Annotated in this window: 15 protein-coding genes; 9 read left to right on the top strand and 6 right to left on the bottom strand. The window is 41.1% G+C overall.

Going from position 1 to position 19,029, the window contains the following annotated elements:
• From F607_RS35965 to tssI, 4 genes are all read right to left on the bottom strand, one after another.
• The coding region (locus tag F607_RS35965) for a transposase (protein ID WP_038290221.1) at positions 1 to 168 on the bottom strand (168 nt) is incomplete at its 3' end.
• A gap of 108 nt (positions 169 to 276) precedes the next feature.
• Positions 277 to 879, bottom strand: coding sequence for a hypothetical protein (locus F607_RS0105500; protein WP_027707277.1), 603 nt, complete (start codon positions 877 to 879; stop codon positions 277 to 279).
• Between the two features lie 112 nt (positions 880 to 991).
• Entirely contained in the window at positions 992 to 1,714 is a 723-nt protein-coding gene (locus F607_RS0105505) for a hypothetical protein (RefSeq protein ID WP_027707278.1), read from the bottom strand.
• Positions 1,698 to 5,996, bottom strand: a complete 4,299-nt coding sequence (gene tssI, locus F607_RS0105510; protein WP_027707279.1) for a type VI secretion system tip protein TssI/VgrG — start codon at positions 5,994 to 5,996, stop codon at positions 1,698 to 1,700. Before tssI ends, F607_RS0105505 begins: the two co-directional genes overlap by 17 nt.
• Before the next feature lie 406 nt (positions 5,997 to 6,402).
• Here tssI and gmk point away from each other — a divergent pair, with 406 nt between their 5' ends.
• From gmk to F607_RS0105535, 5 genes are all read left to right on the top strand, one after another.
• The gene (gmk, locus tag F607_RS0105515; protein WP_027707280.1) at positions 6,403 to 7,020 is read left to right on the top strand and encodes a guanylate kinase; all 618 of its coding nucleotides are present in this window, start codon (positions 6,403 to 6,405) and stop codon (positions 7,018 to 7,020) included.
• Positions 7,021 to 7,097: 77 nt separating this feature from the next.
• Positions 7,098 to 7,346 (top strand): DNA-directed RNA polymerase subunit omega, encoded by a 249-nt coding sequence (gene rpoZ, locus F607_RS0105520; protein WP_027707281.1) that lies wholly within the window; start codon positions 7,098 to 7,100, stop codon positions 7,344 to 7,346.
• A 208-nt stretch (positions 7,347 to 7,554) separates the two neighbouring features.
• Positions 7,555 to 9,675, top strand: a complete 2,121-nt coding sequence (gene spoT / locus F607_RS0105525) for a bifunctional GTP diphosphokinase/guanosine-3',5'-bis pyrophosphate 3'-pyrophosphohydrolase (RefSeq protein WP_027707282.1) — start codon at positions 7,555 to 7,557, stop codon at positions 9,673 to 9,675.
• 52 nt (positions 9,676 to 9,727) lie between these two features.
• Complete coding sequence (locus F607_RS0105530; RefSeq protein ID WP_027707283.1) at positions 9,728 to 10,120, top strand: RidA family protein; 393 nt, start codon at positions 9,728 to 9,730, stop codon at positions 10,118 to 10,120.
• Between the two features lie 142 nt (positions 10,121 to 10,262).
• The gene (locus tag F607_RS0105535; RefSeq protein WP_027707284.1) at positions 10,263 to 11,012 is read left to right on the top strand and encodes a substrate-binding periplasmic protein; all 750 of its coding nucleotides are present in this window, start codon (positions 10,263 to 10,265) and stop codon (positions 11,010 to 11,012) included.
• 81 nt (positions 11,013 to 11,093) lie between these two features.
• Here the strand turns inward: F607_RS0105535 and F607_RS0105540 are convergent, their stop codons facing one another.
• The gene (locus F607_RS0105540) at positions 11,094 to 11,933 is read right to left on the bottom strand and encodes an SDR family oxidoreductase (protein WP_027707285.1); all 840 of its coding nucleotides are present in this window, start codon (positions 11,931 to 11,933) and stop codon (positions 11,094 to 11,096) included.
• A 209-nt stretch (positions 11,934 to 12,142) separates the two neighbouring features.
• On the opposite strand from F607_RS0105540, the gene F607_RS28270 reads away from it, so the two are divergent.
• The 4 genes from F607_RS28270 (at position 12,143) to F607_RS0105560 (ending at position 18,660) form a co-directional block, all read left to right on the top strand.
• Complete coding sequence (locus tag F607_RS28270; RefSeq protein WP_084611118.1) at positions 12,143 to 13,141, top strand: hydrogen peroxide-inducible genes activator; 999 nt, start codon at positions 12,143 to 12,145, stop codon at positions 13,139 to 13,141.
• 15 nt (positions 13,142 to 13,156) lie between these two features.
• Complete coding sequence (gene recG, locus F607_RS0105550; protein WP_038290228.1) at positions 13,157 to 15,265, top strand: ATP-dependent DNA helicase RecG; 2,109 nt, start codon at positions 13,157 to 13,159, stop codon at positions 15,263 to 15,265.
• 396 nt (positions 15,266 to 15,661) lie between these two features.
• Positions 15,662 to 17,050 carry a serine protease gene (locus tag F607_RS32550; RefSeq protein ID WP_051310948.1) on the top strand — a complete coding sequence of 463 codons (1,389 nt, stop codon included), beginning with the start codon at positions 15,662 to 15,664 and terminating at the stop codon, positions 17,048 to 17,050.
• 227 nt (positions 17,051 to 17,277) lie between these two features.
• On the top strand, positions 17,278 to 18,660 hold the full coding sequence (locus tag F607_RS0105560) for an HDOD domain-containing protein (RefSeq protein ID WP_027707287.1): 1,383 nt from the start codon (positions 17,278 to 17,280) through the stop codon (positions 18,658 to 18,660).
• Here the strand turns inward: F607_RS0105560 and F607_RS0105565 are convergent, their stop codons facing one another.
• Positions 18,661 to 19,029, bottom strand: a complete 369-nt coding sequence (locus F607_RS0105565) for a helicase (protein ID WP_211233598.1) — start codon at positions 19,027 to 19,029, stop codon at positions 18,661 to 18,663.

Raw genomic sequence — 19,029 nt, forward strand, 5'->3', positions numbered from 1 at the left:
ACACGCTAGGCAGCGATAACGTTTTCGGGCAATTTGCTTTTGATGATTACCATTGCCTTCTACTTGTTGAGACTGGCAGTGAGGGCAGCTGACGCCATCAGGCCAACGTCTCTGACGAATAAACTGGTAGCATTGCTCATCATTTACCAGTTGTTTGATATTGATCATTCTTTGCTTATTACTGACTTAATTTACCCAAATAGACGTGCATAATACATCTTTGGTTGTATTATATGCTACCCCCTAGGAATCCATATAGAGCCTAAAATTTTATACTTATTTATCAGAAGGCTCTTCGTCCAGAAAGTAAAAATCTAAATTTATAGTGTAGGGCCTTATTTGGTCATGATATACATAATGTGGGGAAGAAGCATTTTCTTCAGTTTTACAAAATCCAACATACACATCACTACTATTGTCATACACAGGCTCTTTCCAACAGTAGCTTACCCGATTTGGATTTGGGTAACCAAACTTTTGACCACTCTCAAATTCTCGATCGAAATAGTTGATTGTAAAGCCTCCTGCGCTAATATCCCTATCATAAAATCTAATACTTAAGCTATAAATAGTGTCACTACAACGATTGATATTATGATCAACTTGTTGAGGAACACTAATAATATACTCCTTTCCTAAATCTATTCCATAATATTCAACCTCATATCGCCTAGGGATCATTTTTGGATTTTCACTCAAATCTTTACGAGCCAAACACTTTCCCCCAGAAGATGACCACTTTACATATGCTTTTACATACCAACCTTTTGTTTTTTTGCCTTTAACTGTTAATAAATTATTTTTTAAGTCAATACCCCATATTTTTTCATCTAATTTACCAATATAAATATTTCCATTTCGATAATAATCATCCGGCATACCTTTAGTCCACCTAAACTTTATCGATTCCCCAAACCAACCTACTATACAAGATATAACTATACTAATAGTTACAAAACACCACCATAAAGCTTTCTGGTTCTCTCTTAAGCTATTCCAAAGGCTCTTCATCTAAAAAACAAAAATCTAAATTAATAGTATATGGTTTTATTTGATCGTAATAAACATAACTTGGATCAGGTCCATTCACCTTTGTTTTACAAAAGCCAACTAGAGTATCATCACCAAACACACTATTATGATTTTTCCAACAGTGACTTTTCCTTTTTTGGTTTGGGTAACCTACCCTGCCTTTAGATACAGGAATATTCCTTCCATAATATTTTATTGCAAGCACACTAATACTAATTTCACTATTGTAGAAATAAACATAAATTTCATCTATCTCATCATTACACTTATTAATATCGTGATTAACTTGTTGAGGAATCCTAATAGTATACTCCTCTCCTAAATCAATCCCGTAATACTCTGAGTTATATCTACTTGGTATCATTTCAGGTTTTTCGCTCCAATCCCTCCTTGTTGAGCACTTACCTCCAGATGAAGACCACTTTGCATATACCTTAACATACCAGCCTTTAGTTTTTTTACCTTTAACCGTCAATAAGTTATTTTCAAGGTCAACTCCCCACACTGTTTCATGAACATCCTTTATATAAATATTATTCGCACGATAATATTCTTTAGGTATACCTTTAGTCCACCAGAACTGTATATCATTACCAAACCAGCCTATTATACAAGCTACCAATATACTAGCAACCAAAGAAAGCCAATAAATTTTTTTATTAACTTTATTTAAGTTGATCATAAATCGAATCCTTATCAAGATTTTTGACTACCAACATATCTTCAGGAATCCCTCCAATTAAAATTTTGTCAAACAATGCAATATCAGATTCGATCTTATTAATTTGCGTTATGTAAAAGTCAATTTCCAAGTCTAGCAAATGCTGTTTTTCCTCAAGACTCTTGCGTAACTCTGCACGATTATCAATTGTATGTGGACTTCGCAATGATGCACGCAATGCACTAATACTTTCCTCACCTATACCCTTCATTTTATTAACGAAATTTACTAAGGTTTTTTTCGTTTGCAACAAATGATTTATTGCAAACTTTAAATCATGTTTATATTTATCATCTTGTTTAAGAAGCTTCTTCAAAACATACTGCATATTTAGTATATAACCATCTGGCATACTATGATTTTTACCTGATTCGATAATCTCTTCGATTGGATCTAAATTTAACTGTTGCAAAGTAGCTTTATCTATAGTTAACAAACCATTCCCCATTTCAGGACTGAAAAAATTATCTAAAACCTTTATCCCTTCTTCAATTAAATTATCTCCATCCGTTCGCAAGTCCTGTCCATATTGCTGATGTGCTAGGTAATACATTAGTGTTGCTAACCCTTGATGAGTCAAACCCAGGCTTTGTAATCCAATGATAAAGTGACTATTTTCAATAGTTAGTATTTGCTGTAACTGTCCATGGTGAAGATAATGATCTTCACCCATATTTTTCATATCCAGTACCGTTTTACCTGATGATGCTATCGTTGACATCGTACTTGATAATGCAACAACGGGAATCGAAAAAGGATTTGTAACACCATTTCTTACAAAGTGTTGTAAAATTATTTTTTGTCTTTTTACAAAGCTCACTAAATCTGAAAGCCCACCACTAATACTTTGAAAAGGTACCATAGGCACCATATCTCTATTGTTAACATGACGAAAATGGGGAATTGATTTATAACGTTCAACAAACCGTCTAGTACCCACCCTAGGGCTTCCATAAGTATATAATACAGGCATATTAAATAACTTTTTTTCCTGAATAATCGCTCCCATAAGTGTTGCTGCAGCCCCACCAAGGCTATGTCCGGCTATAAAACAAAAACTAACTTGCTCTTTATGTCTTAGTAAGTACTGCTCTATAGAACCCCAAATTGATTTTACATAGTGATTAAATCCTTTATGAACACGCGGAGCATTACTATCTATAAAAGGAACCCACTCATCTAATAATTTATCTTGTCTAGACTGAGCAGGAACAAATGGTACTTGCTCAGCATCTCCATCAGTAACAACATCTTTAAATCCAGGAGAATCATAAATAATATTTAATGATTTTGTAACTTTTGTATCCTGATCAATATTCAGTAAATACCTAGCAATAATACCTGGAGCTATTTCTATTGCTAACTCACTATTTATAGGTTTACCCCAAACCACTTCTAATTTATTTAGCTGCCACTCTGATCCTTCTGTACCTCTTACAAAAATAATCACCCGTTTACCTTGACAAATAATTAGCGCTTCGGCTCCAACAAGCTTATTTATAAATAAACGGGGGAACATCATACGATCTGCAAATGGGGCTGTTTCTAATAAAAAATTAAACTTCTGGGTGTTTATTAACTCTGTTTTTTGGTGCCGCGCTAACTTGGTTAATACATCTTGCAAAGATCCTATATTATTGCTTTTCTCGTTTTCTCCCCAATCAGAATATACCCATAAGCAGCCCATACCCATGTTATAGGCATTAATATAATGATAATCTCGACTATCCACTAAAATAGGAACATATGACACTAGCGATTCAATCTCAATACAGTGTCGTTGGCATACTGCCAAGCCATCAATTTCTGTATTTATACCGCCAAAGTATTCATCCGCAGTTTTACTAATAAACGATTCTTCGTCAACTAATCTCCCACCATCATCGATATCTACTAATAATGCATTTTTTATATCTTCAGGATAGGCATGAAACTGGTATTGCCACGAGGCTGGTCGATTTTCCAACCATTCGCGTACTGGTTCTGTACCTGCCTCTTTTTTCAAGCGGCGGGCACAAATTAAATCCCAGACCTTTAGTATTAACTTATAGCGTGTATCAACCAGTTTAGTTTTATAAATAACGCCATCGGCAGGAATAAAGTCTTCGAATAATTGCTTTTGATTTGAACTAAGCAGTTGATAGTAAACACCTTTATAAGGTTCATTTTTTTCATCAACCACTCGTATTTTTATCCAACGTTGCTTAGATTCTTCATCATAAATCTCTGGCTCTATCTTCTTTAGACCTTCACCTTGAAAGTGTTTTGCCTTTTGCCCAGTGAGCTTGGCACGATTAAGTGAATAATTACCAGAGAAATCTTTATCTGCTTCCATAGGAGCTGCAGGAGTAGCTGCCGTGGCTTGCTGTGCACCACTTGCAGAGCCACCCCCCAAATTATAACTTGGGCCATTAATATATACACCACTGTGATCAATTTTTATAAAACTTCCACCAGCGTAAAAAACTACCTCTCGATCTGATTCAATAACAATTTTATGGCCGCTTGTTACTTGCCACTCCTGTCCCGCATCCAGTAGATGATCACCATCTATTTGACTGTGTTGAGTATCACCTACTCGGTGGTGAATGTCTCCTTTCACCACTCTTTCATGCTGCTGATCGACTTTCAGGTGATTGTCTTGTTTTATTTTTAAATAATGATTATCAACAATTTCATGATGTCGCATTTCCACTACTTCTTCACGACTGTCATTCTTGACACGAAGATCACTGTCTTTCTCTCCATGAATGCGTATTTGCTCAGCGCCTTGTTTATCTTCAAAACTTAACTCATTGTACCCACCACTACCGATAGTGGAGTCTGTACGAAATCCTGAACGAGTTTTATGCTTAGGCAATGGGTATGGAGGATTTTTGCGTCCATTGTAGACGACACCTGTCACTACAGGCTGGTTAACATCTCCATGTAAATAATCAATGGTGACTTCCTGCCCAATACGAGGTATTAACAAAGCCCCCCACTGCTTTCCAGCCCAGGTTTGCATCACCCTCATCCAACGAGATGAATACTCATTATGCTGGCCCAGTCGATCCCAATGAAATTGAGCCTTTATACGACCAAAACGCTCAGTGTAGATTTCTTCACCTTTCGGCCCTGTCACTACAGCAGACTGTTTACCTGGCATTTTGGGTGCTTTTGCTTTTATCGGAGGGCGAAAAGGTACTGTTTTTGGAATCCACAGACTATGGTTTCGATACCAACTACCCTCTTCAGATGTTGCATACTCATCTTGCCCCTGAGGCTGCTCTCCCTCATGCATTACCTGACATATGATGTACGATTGATTAAGTGTGGTTCTGGGGTGACGCTCCAAATCGACCACATAGCCGGGGAGCAAACGACGGCAGGTACTCTGTGCATTGATCTTTTCAGCAAAAGTATTAAATGCCTCTAGGCGGAGTTGAGCATAACGCTGTCCTTGCTCAGGCAACTGGTAACCACCAGGAAATTGATAGTCAACAAGTGACTCATCACCTTGACTGGCTGTGACGTATAAATCCAGATTTGGTTTGGTAAAGTTATAGTCATCCAGCTCAACTTTACCGATAGTACGTTGGCAGGTGTAGTGTAATTCATCAACAACTTCATAATCTGGCACTAAACCTGTTTTTCCATGAAATTCTACAGACTCACCTTCAATAGGCCCAAAAGCAGCATTATGATCAGATAATACTAAACAGTGACTATCAACTTGGTGTTCAAAAAAATAAAAAATTCCCTCTTGTTCTAACAGGCGGGATATAAAATTAAAGTCTGTTTCGTTGTACTGGACAATATAATCATGTGGCTGATAGTTACCGGTCAGCTTTTGAATAAAGTCATCTTTCTCTATAAACTCAGCCACCTCCAGTACTTGCTTTATAATTTCTGGAATAGTTAATGCCTGAAATATTCGGCAATCAGTTCTTTTCGTCAGATACCATAGCTTTGGAATAAAATCGAATGAGTATTCTGTATATTTATCCGCTGTTTTTCCCTGAGCAAACTGATTAATAATGCCATTTACCTGTCGCTCAAAATCTTCTCCTACTATTGTTAAAGTGACAGGCTGAAGCAACATGCTAACTGGATCAATATTATCATTAATGCTTACGGCATTTATTGAGTAATGAAATAGTTGAGAAACTCCTTCATGCCCAATAAATGAGGTAACATTCAAAGTGTCTGTTAATGAAGGAATCTTAAGATAGAAAATCGTTTCGTTTGCCGCTAGTGACATCAAATCTACCTATGGTAATACAGAGATGCTTGGCGATACCCTTCGTTTTAGGTATACCTTTCTCAATTATAGGTAAAAATACATATATTGATGCGCTTGAAGTGCGCTTAAAAAACAGAAGGGAAATACAACAAATTTTGTTGAATACCACTTAGATTACTAACTGTTGTATGTATTCTAGTACAATCAAACCAACGTTATGACCATATATACCATTAATAATTAAAATCTTGCATAATTAGACACTAGACTTATAAAGTAGCCTATCGAGAGTAAGGTTAAAATTTCAGGCAAATGCAACCAACCTGACGCGGTTATTTGCTAGCTTTATACCGATAGCAAACGTAACGCCTAACTTGTTTTGGGTATTCGAGGCATTAAAAAGTGACACGACTTTAGGAGTATCATGAACACTCAAGGTTCCCTGTATATCATCTCTGCGCCGTCTGGTGCTGGTAAAAGCAGCTTGGTTGCAGCCTTGGTTAAGAGCGTCCCCCAGATTCGTGTATCCGTTTCCTATACCACGCGTGCTAAACGGCCAGGTGAAGAGGATGGCGTTAATTACAACTTCATCACTCAAGCAGAGTTTCAGCAAATGCTCGCTGATGGTGCTTTTCTAGAGCATGCGGAGGTATTCGGCAATTACTATGGCACCTCTGAACAGTGGGTCAATGAGCAATTAGCAAGCGGTACTGACATTATTCTGGAAATAGACTGGCAGGGAGCCCAACAAGTTCGCCGTTTACGACCTGATGCGTTGTGTATTTTTATTATGCCGCCCAGTCGTGAAGCGCTGTTGGAACGCTTAAATACACGTGGACAGGATAATGATGAAGTGATTGCCAGACGTATGGCTGAAGCTGAGAGTGAAATGGCTCACTTTGTAGAATATGACTATCTGATTATTAACGATGAGTTTTCGCAAGCACTTAGCGAACTTGAGACCATTGTAAAAAGTCAAAGATTAAAAGTAGACAAACAACAGCTCAAACATGAACAGCTATTGCAAAAACTCTTGTCATAGACAATGGTGATTCAGTAAACTGTCGGGTCCTTCAGACCGCCTGAAATACTGAATTACCTCGCTTATGGAGATTCTTAATGGCTCGAGTGACTGTAGAAGACTGCTTAGATAATGTTGATAACCGCTTTCAACTGGTGATGGTTGCCACTAAACGTGCACGCCAGTTAGCTACAGGTGGAAAAGATCCCAAGCTGGATTGGGAAGACGATAAACCCACAGTTATGGCACTACGGGAAATTGCTGCTGGCTATGTGAGTCCTAGTATTTTAGATGAACCGAAAGAAGATGATCAGGATGTAGCCTTTTCACTTTCAGGAGGTGCTTAATTGGGATAACCCAGATGTATACCCTTCACGGATTATTTTTAGGGTGTTTTGCCTGTGCATTTCAGCTCAGGGCGCGAGCATATATCAAACAGTTGATTTCTATCGCTGAAATCAACTTTCCCCAAAAATTGCTGAAGGAACTTACCCCGCTTCCCACACCCAGAAACACATTCCATTATGGATGCAGTTTGATCACAGGAGGCGGGCCTTGTCGAACATTTTAAACTTAGCGCAAAAGCTTCAGTCTTACCTTTCACCACAGCAGGTTAATCAGGTTCGTCGCGCCTATTTTTATGCTGAACAAGCACATGATGGTCAACGGCGCCGTAGTGGAGAACCTTACATCACTCATCCCCTGGCGGTTGCAACTATATTAGCCGAAATGCATATGGATCATCACAGCCTGATGGCTGCCATGTTGCATGATGTCTTAGAAGATACGAGTGTTGATAAAGACGCTATTTCAGAACAGTTTGGTGATACCGTCGCACAGCTGGTGGATGGCGTCAGCAAACTTACCCAGATTCCATTTGAGTCCAAAGCAGAACAACAGGCAGAAAATTTCCAGAAAATGGCTTTAGCCATGGCTAAGGATATTCGCGTCATATTGGTTAAGCTCGCTGACCGCTTACATAATATGCGCACTCTGGGAGTGTTACGCCCAGATAAACGACGGCGTATTGCCAAAGAAACCCTGGAAATTTACGCACCTATCTCCAATCGCCTGGGTATGAATAATATCCGAGTAGAATTTGAAGAGCTGGGCTTTTCTGCCATGTACCCAATGCGGGCAGGATTAATTCGAGAGGCTGTCGTCAAAGCCCGAGGCAACCGCAAGGAAATTGTTCATAAAATTCAACAGGCTATCGCTAAACACTTAGAGGATCATGGGCTGCGTGGCCGAGTACTCGGACGGGAAAAACACCTCTACAGCATTTATAAAAAAATGCGTAACCAGCGGAAGTCGTTCTCTGAAATAATGGATGTGTACGCCTTCCGTATTATTGTTGATACAGTGGATAGCTGCTATCGCGCACTAGGTGTCGTACACAATCTTTATAAACCATTTCCTGGTCGCTTTAAGGACTACATAGCTATTCCTAAGGCTAACGGCTACCAGTCATTACATACCACGTTGTTTGGCATGCATGGCGTACCTATTGAGATTCAAATCCGAACTCAAGAAATGGATGATATGGCCAATAAGGGTATTGCCGCTCACTGGTTGTATAAATCTGGTGAAGAGGCCCTGCTTGGCAGCCATGCCCGTACCCGACAGTGGTTAAAAGGAGTCCTTGAGCTACAAAAAAATGCTGGGGACTCTTTAGAGTTTATTGAAAACGTTAAAATTGACTTATTCCCCGATGAAATTTATGTGTTTACCCCCAAAGGCAACATCATGGAGCTACCCAAAGGTTGTACTCCTGTTGACTTTGCCTATGCTGTTCATACCGATGTTGGCAGCACATGCGTAGCCTGTCGTATTGATCGTCAGCTAGCTTCCCTCAGCCAACCGTTACAAAGTGGGCAGACCATAGAAATCATCACCGCTCCAGGTGCACGTCCAAACCCTGCCTGGCTGAATTTTGTCGTGACTGGTAAAGCACGATCTAATATCCGTCACTTTTTGAAAAATCAACGTCACTCAGAGTCTGTTGAGCTTGGTAAGCGTTTACTGAATAAAGCACTATCAGGATACAACCTTACTGTTGAAAAACTATCAGACGACCAAAAACAAAATGCACTTTCCCAGTTAAAGCTGCCGTCATTTAGTCAATTATTGGAAGAAATTGGCTTAGGTAATCGCATGAGCTATTTGGTGGCACGACACCTGGTGAGTGAAGTTGCACCTCCCGAAGAAGAAACAGTAACGCATACGAGTAGTCAGCCACTGACAATTCGCGGTACCGAAGGAATGGTTGTCTCGTTCGCCAAGTGCTGTCACCCTATTCCGGGGGACCCCGTTGTAGGCCATGTCAGTGCTGGTCGTGGCATGGTGATTCATACAGAATCCTGTCGCAATATCAGCGATATCAGGCACAACCCAGAGAAGTGCCTTGAAGTAGCCTGGGATAAAAATGTTTCCGGTGAGTTTTCTGTTGAGTTAAGAGTAGAGTTGGAACACCAGCGAGGTATCGTCGCTACACTTGCCACAACAGTGAATGCGACAGATGCCAGTATCGAAAAAATCAGCATGGAAGAGCGCGATGCTCGCTTTAGCGTAATTCACTTACTTATTAGCGTACGTGATCGAGTGCACCTAGCCAGAACGATCAAGCGTCTTCGAGCTATTAAAGGGGTCTCTTCTATCATTCGAATAAAAGGGTAATTGACCTCTTGTTTTCCATTATTACCTTTAGGTTTAAACAGAAGGATTTTCCATGAGCAACAAGCAAGTCATCACTACAGAAAAAGCTCCAGCGGCCATTGGTACTTACTCTCAAGCAATTAAAGTGGGCACCACCGTGTATTTGTCTGGTCAGATTCCACTCGATCCAACCACAATGGAAGTCGTAAGTAACGATGACTTTGCAGCTCAAGCAACACAGGTTTTTGAAAATTTGCAAGCCGTTACTGAAGCCGCAGGTGGCTCACTCAATGATATTGTCAAACTCAATATCTTCATGACAGACCTGAACAACTTTGCCACCGTAAATGAAATTATGGCTAAGTACTTCCAAGCACCTTATCCAGCTCGTGCGGCTATTGGCGTTGCTGAACTACCTAAAGGAGTGATGGTAGAAATGGACGGTATTATGGAACTGGTTGAGTAATCTTTGTTTTACTGCTGCTCGCAACAGCAGCAGTATCCTTCCAATATAAGCCTCTCACTCCCTTCAATATTTACCATTTAGCTTATTCTGCAAGTGCAGACTACTCTATTTAAAATCATTTGTTACCTTTGTTAGTCTCCACATGCAAAGCCGTTACTTGAGAAAACTGAGGAGTTTATCCAGCAAGCTACTCATAGGTTTTATCATTAATACTTTTGGCTGTGCGTTATTTAATACTAACCTTCAAGCCTTTGAGATGGTGCATATCGGGTTTGGTCAAGATAAACCCCCTTATGTCATCAATGAAGAAAGTGGCTTGGAAATTGATCTGGTAAAAGCGGCATTTGCCACCCAAAACACAGAAGTTGTGATACGGTTATTTCCGAGGAAAACACTTTATCAACAAGTCAAAAAGCGGCTTGATGGGGCTTCATCACTTACCACAAAAGCAAATGATGGTTTATTTTACTCAACACCTTACTTAGTTTTTTTTAATGTACTGGTGACCAAGACAGAGAACCATATTATTGCCAACAATGTTGCTGACTTAGCAGGATTACGTATTAGTAGCTGGCAAGGTGCATCTCACTTACTCGGTCCTGAGCTACAAAACCTCATTCATCAAAACCACCAAATACCCACAACCTATCATGAAGTAAATGCTCAAACTCAACAAATCAGTATGCTACTCACAAATAGAGCTGATGCTCTTATTATTGATAGAAACATTTTTCGCTGGTACTGGCTAAAGCTGCCAGACACCGATAAGTTTGAATACAATATCCATCAAATTTTCCCTAGAACATCTGTTTACCAAGCAGCGTTTCGAACAGAAGAGCTTCGTGACCGGTTTAATGCTGGCTTAATTGCTATTCGTAACAATGGTACATAAGACGCTATTTGGCAGTCTTATTTTGATGGGGAAACATCTACCAAATAGGGCCTCCAAATGATAGTTTGTTGGCATTCCTAGTTATAGCAACGCTTGGTAACCTTCTTTATAGCTTGGATACTTGAACTGATAGCCACTATCAAGCACGCTCTGGTTACTACATCGCTTACTTCCACCTCGTCCCATGGCAACGTCCTTGCTTGGTGTAACGCCGAGCTGCTTAGCCAGCCAAAGCGTTACCTCACGTAGCGGCACCGGCTGATTATCCACACCTATATAACAATCCTGTAAAGGCTGGTCCATACAGTCGAGTTTAATTAAATGCATTAACAAACCAACACAGTCTTCAATATGAATCCGGTTGCTGATGGGATTCGTGTCTTCAGAACATACTTCACCTGACTGTACTTTTTTTATCAACCGCTCACGACCAGGGCCATAAATACCTGCAAAACGCACAACTGTTGTAGGATAAGAAACCTTCTCAAGCAACTGTTCAGCTTTCTGCATAACCACCCCAGCAAAATGTTTAGGGCTGATAGGCGTTGCTTCAGTTACAACTTCGCCAGCACGCTGCTCATATACACTGGTACTAGAAATAAAGAAAACTCGCTTAGGAGGGTTACCCTGCAACTGTTTTAATACATTGTGTAAACCAGTCACATAGGCTGATTCATAGCCTTCCTCAGTGTAAGCAGAAGCAGCCAAGCAATAGACGACATAATCAAAGGTTCTTGCTGGCCAGCATGATGCAAGTGATGTCATACAACTGACATCACACGAAACAGTCTTCAGCAACGAAGGTAATGCATTTTTTGTACGTCGAAGCCCATAAACCTCATGCCCTTGCTCACTTAGCTGGATACCTAAACGAGTGCCAAGGTCGCCACAGCCCACAATTATGATAGATTTACGATGCATATCAGGTCCAAATAGCTTAAAATTACCTACTATAGATAAGTAGCTAATTAATTTTATCAATCAAATATTTGTAGTGTATGACTTTCCACGGCTCGATGACAAAAGAAAAATACTTTTCTTTTTTTCTATTTCTGTGGATAAAAAAACGTTATGACTACACTAAGTTGTCAGTAATGTGAATATAAATTAGATCAAGTACAGTAAGCGCTATGACACTAACAGAACTCCGCTACATTGTGACCCTTGCTCAAGAGCAGCACTTTGGACGTGCAGCTGAACGCTGTTTTGTTAGTCAACCCACATTAAGTGTGGGCGTTAAAAAACTAGAAGACGAACTAGGCATTGCGATTTTTGAACGTACAAAAAATGCCGTACGTGTAACACCTATAGGTGAACGTATAGTAGAGCAAGCCCAAAAAGTACTTGAAGAAGCCGCAACCATTAAAGAGATATCCACTGCCGGTAAAGACCAGCTCACCACGCCTCTTCGCATTGGCGCGATTTACACGGTAGGCCCTTATTTATTTCCACATTTAATACCGCAGCTCCATGAACTAACGCCCTCAATGCCGCTTTATATTGAGGAAAACTTTACAGCAGTACTGCGCCAAAAATTACGTAAAGGTGAGCTTGATGTCATTATCATTGCCCTACCGTTTACTGAACCAGATGTCGTTACACTATCCTTATTTGATGAACCATTCACAGTGTTATTGCCTGCCGAGCATGCTTTAACCAAGCAACAGGAAATCTCACGAGATCAGTTAGCCGAAAATAAGCTATTGCTACTTGGTGAAGGCCATTGCTTCCGTGACCAAATCCTCGAAGCCTGCCCCGCCCTGACACAAAAACGTGTTAATCACACTGAAGGCTTACAGACTGATATTGAGGCAAGCTCACTTGAGACTATACGGCATATGGTGGCTTCTGGGATGGGTATTACTGTTCTGCCCTTGTCTGCCGCTGACAACAGTCACTACGCTGACGGTATTTTGACCACCCGATCTTTCACCTCGCCAGCACCTTTTCGGACTATTGCTCTAGCCTGGCGTGTTAGCTTTCCACGTCCTAAAGCCATTGATTTACTGTCGCAAGCTATTCGTCAGTGTGCTGTCAAAGGTGAATGTAAAGCAACAGATGACGCTGTCACCACGAGTGGTGCATCACCTTCAGATAAAGAAAGGAATAAAGGAAAAGCATCCATTTAGTTAACGTAATCAATAATGGAAAGCACCCCCTCACAACCACCACTACATCAAGTACCCATCAGTGCACTTTCCGGTATAGGTAGCAGCACAGCGGCTAAACTACAACGGTTAGGAATAAGTTCTATTCAGGATTTGCTCCTCCATTTACCCTTTCGTTATCAAGATAGAACACAGATAACCCCTATTAACCTACTTCAGCCCAGCGCTGAAGTCGTTATACAGGGCACCATCCAAAGTGCGCATTTAACACCCGGTAAGCGTCGAAGTTTAATTGTAAAAATAAAGGATGATTCTGGCTGCAGTTTACAGCTTCGCTTCTTTCATTTTGCTGCTGCCCAAAAACAGCAGTTTCAGTCAGGCCGGCTTATCCAGTGTTTTGGAGAAGTTCGACGTGGACAACACGGGTTAGAATTAATCCATCCAGAATATGAATTTATTAATACATCTACCGCTTCACTCTCTCCCTCTGCTGACATGGCGGCATTAACACCCGTTTACCCGACAACAGAGGGGTTAACGCAAAAAAAAATACGTCAGTATTGTCAGCAAGCACTCAAATACCTACCACAACTTAAAGAGTTATTACCTGATGAAGCAGCTCTCCCTCCTCAGCTAATGCCTTTGAGCCAAGCAATAACAGTGCTGCACAACCCACCACCGTCCACCAATATCAGTCAACTTGAACAAGGTAGTCATCCAGCTCAACAGCGCTTATGCCTAGAAGAGCTGTTGGCTCACCATTTGAATTTATTGAAATTACGTTTTACTAAACGACAATTAAAAAGTGCACCATTGCCCGCCGATACCCAGTATATTCCAGGTTTTTTAAGCTGCCTGCCCTTTGCACTCACCCAAGCTCAACAGAAAGTATATGATGAAATAGCCACTGATTTGGCTCACCATCACCCTATGCTGCGTTTAGTGCAAGGTGATGTTGGATCAGGCAAAACGGTAGTCGCAGCACTTGCAACGTTACATGCCATCGCCAATGGTCAACAAGCTGCCATTATGGCCCCTACAGAAATACTGGCTGAGCAGCATCTGGAAAACTTCTCGAACTGGTTCACGCCACTTGGTATCAGCGTCTGTTGGCTTACTGGAAAAATGTCTACTAAAGAGCGAAACACTGCACTTGAAGCCATTCAATCTGGTCAAGCACAACTGGTGGTAGGCACACATGCACTTTTTCAAGAGCATGTTTTATTTCATCAGCTGGCACTGGTTATTATTGATGAACAACATCGCTTTGGTGTTCACCAACGCTTAGCCTTGACACAAAAAGGCGAAAGTAATCAGTATACTCCTCACCAGCTTATTATGACCGCAACCCCCATTCCCAGAACCCTCGCCATGAGTGCTTATGCTGATTTAAATTGCTCTGTCATTGATGAATTGCCCCCAGGAAGAACCCCCGTCAATACTGTCGCGATACCTGATACTCGTAGACCCATGGTTATACAACGAGTACAGCATGCAATCCAAGAAGGGCGACAGGTTTACTGGGTTTGCACGTTGATCGAAACGTCTGAGGCAATAGAAAGTCAAGCTGCAGAAGAAACGGCTGAGCTTCTTAAAGAACAATTACCAGGAATTCGGGTTGGATTAATTCATGGCCGAATGAAAGCCAATGAAAAGGCCGCAGTAATGGCAGCATTTAAAGAGGGTAACCTTGATTTATTAGTCGCCACAACTGTTATAGAAGTCGGTGTCAATGTTCCCAACGCCAGCTTAATGATTATTGAAAACCCAGAACGTTTAGGGCTTGCCCAACTACATCAATTACGTGGCCGCGTTGGCCGTGGCTCAGTTGCCAGTCATTGTGTGTTGTTGTACCACCATCCTCTATCACATCAAAGTCGTGAACGTTTAAGTATTATGCGCGAAACCAATGATGGCTTTTTAATTGCCGAAAAAGACTTACAGTTAAGAGGTCCCGGAGAAGTATTGGGTACACGTCAAACAGGTGTCGCCAACTTAAAAATTGCTGATATTCTACGTGACCAAGCACTATTACCCACAGTGCAACACATCGCCCAATTATTATTAACTCATTATCCTGAGCGCGTCGATACCATTATTGAGCGCTGGTTAGATCAAGAAGTAATAAACTACGCAAGGGTATAAATCAGGTTACATATAAGTTGCATATAAATAAAATTTCGCGAAGAGTATACCGGGATAAAAACCACATAATAAAATTCTACTCTTATACATATCTACTATGAGAGCAAACTAAAAAAACAAAATTAACCTCGCCTTTATTAAAAATATTCTTCTTTGGTGTAACAGTTACTATTTTCTCACCTTAAATAAAATTAGTCTAAAAAAACAAATTAATTATAAGCACCAACAATACTCTTTGTTTTTTCACCAAATTATTGTGACTTTATTCCGGTAATAGTGTTACCGGTAAATATATGGACACCTTTAAAAAAGCACATTTATAAAGGAATCCACATTACAAAGAGTAAACACCCAATTTGAAAAGCGAGATTTACACCCATTAACAGGGCTTAGCCAATGAAAGATAAGTCACCCCCTATAAAGACAATTCAACTGTCCTTATCCACATTATTTATTGCAGTAGCAAGTGTCGTTCATGCCGCACCCGAACAGCTTGTTATCAATCCCAACTACCAACAGGCAAAAAATTCAAAACCGACACAGGAAATAGTCGGTGGACGAGAGTCAAATTTTGCAGAACGAAAATTTATGGCATGGCTTGGTGGTTGTGGTGGCAGCATTCTTAACAAGGAATGGGTTCTAACCGCAGCCCACTGTAAGGGAGTCAGAAACGTAACAGTGGGACGCTTTGACCGAACCAATAGTCGGCAAGGTGAAGTTATTCCTATTGAGCGGTTTATTTCACATCCTAGATATAACAGTCGCTCATCAGATAATGACATTGCATTAGTAAAATTAAGTCGCCCTATCAAAGCTGATGTCAGCACAATAAAGCTTGCTGATACTAATATCCATCATTCGGCAGCACAACCAGGTGCAACTTCTACTGTTGCTGGCTGGGGTAGCACACAAGCAAACTTCAGAGGAGCACTTCCGAACAAGTTACGCGAGGTTGATGTACCGATTGTCTCTCAACAAGAATGTCAGCAGGCTTATTATGGACTGACAGATAACATGGTTTGTGCGGGCTATCGCCAGGGTGGAAAAGACTCATGTCAAGGTGATAGCGGCGGACCACTTTTTGTGAAATGGTATAACACCTTATACCAAGTTGGCGTTGTTAGCTTTGGTTCTGGCTGTGCTCGACCAGGCTACCCTGGCGTTTATACCAAAGTCGCGAATTATAATGACTGGATTAAAAAATACGTAGAACTGGATACTACCCCTAACCCAGATCCAGGTACACCTGATCCGAGTGATCCTGACGACCCTAACAAGCCAGATCCTAACGATCCAAGTGACCCTAATGACCCTGATGGTCCTGGCTGGCCCGATCCAAACGATCCTGATTCACCGGACCCAAATGATCCAAGCGACCCCAACGATCCTGATGGGCCTGACTGGCCAGATCCTAATGATCCAAGTGACCCCAACGATCCTGATGGGCCAGGTTGGCCAGATGACCCTAATGATCCAGACATCCCAGTGCCACCGCAACCACCTGGTGACGGCGATGGTGATGACCCAGATATCCCTGTACCACCGCAACCACCCGGTGATGGCGATGATGATGACCCAGGTATCCCAGTGCCACCACAACCACCTGGTGATGGCGATGATGATGACCCAAGCATCCCAGTGCCACCACAACCACCCGGTGATGGCGATGATGATGACCCAGGCATCCCAGTGCCACCACAACCACCCGGTGATGGCGATGATCCAGACTGGCCAGATTCAGATGATGACTTGCCACCACCACCTCCCCCTCCATCCTACTTTTAAACTTATCCCCAGAGTTTTACTCTGGGGTTTCTGTTTTTAGTTTTTCCTACTTTTTTAAGTAACTTTTCTACTTTTTAAGTAACAGAGCATTCAATTATTTTTTCCGCTTATTTATTGTTGAATGCAAAATGGTTTCATAGTTTTTTGCCATTCTTTACTACGATCAGTAGCTCTTTGACTACACTAATTGAAAGATTTAATCGTTTAGTCGGAAAGGTACTAGTCCAATGCCTATTCCTGAGCAAGTACAAAAATTGCTGGAAAGCGAGCATATTTCATATGGTATTACAGGACATGAGCAAATTATGAGGCCAGCTAACACCCTACCACCAAACGTTGCTGTGTCAGTTGTGTTAGAGGATAATGAGGGGAAATTACAGCTTATCTTTCCTCACGATCACCTCATTGACTTAAACACTTTAAATGAGCGCTTAGGTCGAAACCTCACTGCTATTGCTCCGGAAAATCTACAGCATATTTTGCAAAGCCAAGGGGTTGATGCGCTGCCCGGTATTCCACAGCTCACTGGATTTCCAACCATTGTTGATGATCGTTTATTTGACCATAATGAGCTTTACTTAGAGTCAGGTCAGTTAGGCCACTTTATCAAGATAAGAATGGCGGATTTCAAGCAAATTTTGCAAAACGCCACGCCAATGCAGGTAACAGAAAAAATTCCAAACCGGCCACTTACTACAGATACAAATACTGATGTTAAAGAATTAACCTTAGCTGTAGAAAACTTTACCTCTCTTCGAATAAAGCAAAGACTAGAGCAAACCATTGAAATTCCACCTTTACCTGAAACAGCACAACGTATTATTCAACTTCGTGTTGATCCAAATGCAGCCGTGAAAGATCTTGTTGACATTGTGGAACGTGATCCCAGCCTGGCAGCACAAGTCGTAAGCTGGGCCTCTTCTCCTTACTATGCGGCCCCTGGTCGAGTACGCTCCATCGAAGATGCTATTGTCAGAGTACTGGGTTTTGACTTGGTGATTAACCTGGCAATTGGCCTATCGTTGGGTAAAGCTTTACAACCCCCTAAAGATCACCCCCATGGCTTCACGCCGTATTGGCACCAGGCTGCTTTTACTGCCACATCGGTCGAATCCTTAGTACGCCAAATTCCGTTAAAAAAACGTCCTGAACTCGGACTCTCTTATCTATGTGGATTACTCCATAATTTTGGTTATTTAGTGTTAGCCTATGTTTTTCCACCTTATTTTTCGCTTATTTGCCGTCATATAGAAGCGAATCCACATATTAACCATGTTGATATTGAACGGCATATTATTGGTGTATCTCGTGACCAGATTGGTGGTTGGTTAATGCAAATATGGGATATGCCTGAAGAGGTTTGCACAGCCATTCGCTACCAAAATGAGGCCGAGTATTCTGGTACTCATCAAGAATATCCACACTTATTAAATATTACTGGCCGACTATTGCGTCAGCATGGCATTGGTGATGCGCCTGACGAAGGCATTATTCCTCAATTATATGAGTATTTAGAGTTAAACCCTGCAAATGCAGCTAATGCAGTTGCATCAATTGTTGAGTGCGAAAGCGAAATTGAACAACTCAGTCAATTTTTTAAATCAGCGTAATTATCGAGGTAACCAGTATTTAGCAATCCCTTGAAACCACATTACTTGGCTTAGATCACCCGTCACAATTAATTGCTTTTCTTGAATGGCTTGCATAAAAGCAAGCTGAGAGTTTTTTGCAGTTAATACCGCAAGCCCCGTTCCTGCATCTTTGAAAGAAATGGCAAAGTCATGCTGATCGGCTACGCCTGACCGGCTCAAAATTTTCTGATTTTCTATAATAAAGTGACGAGCAACACGCTGATCATCTGTCTGAAATTGCACTGTTAATTGTTTATCATCTAATTTTTTTCGTAATTTTTCATTGCGTTTACTGGCTCGTCCCATCAATAATCCCATAACCCATAACAACAATTTCAGCTTTATCAT

It is taken from the genome of Zooshikella ganghwensis DSM 15267 (assembly GCF_000428585.1).
GTDB classification, from domain to species: Bacteria; Pseudomonadota; Gammaproteobacteria; order Pseudomonadales; family Zooshikellaceae; genus Zooshikella; species Zooshikella ganghwensis.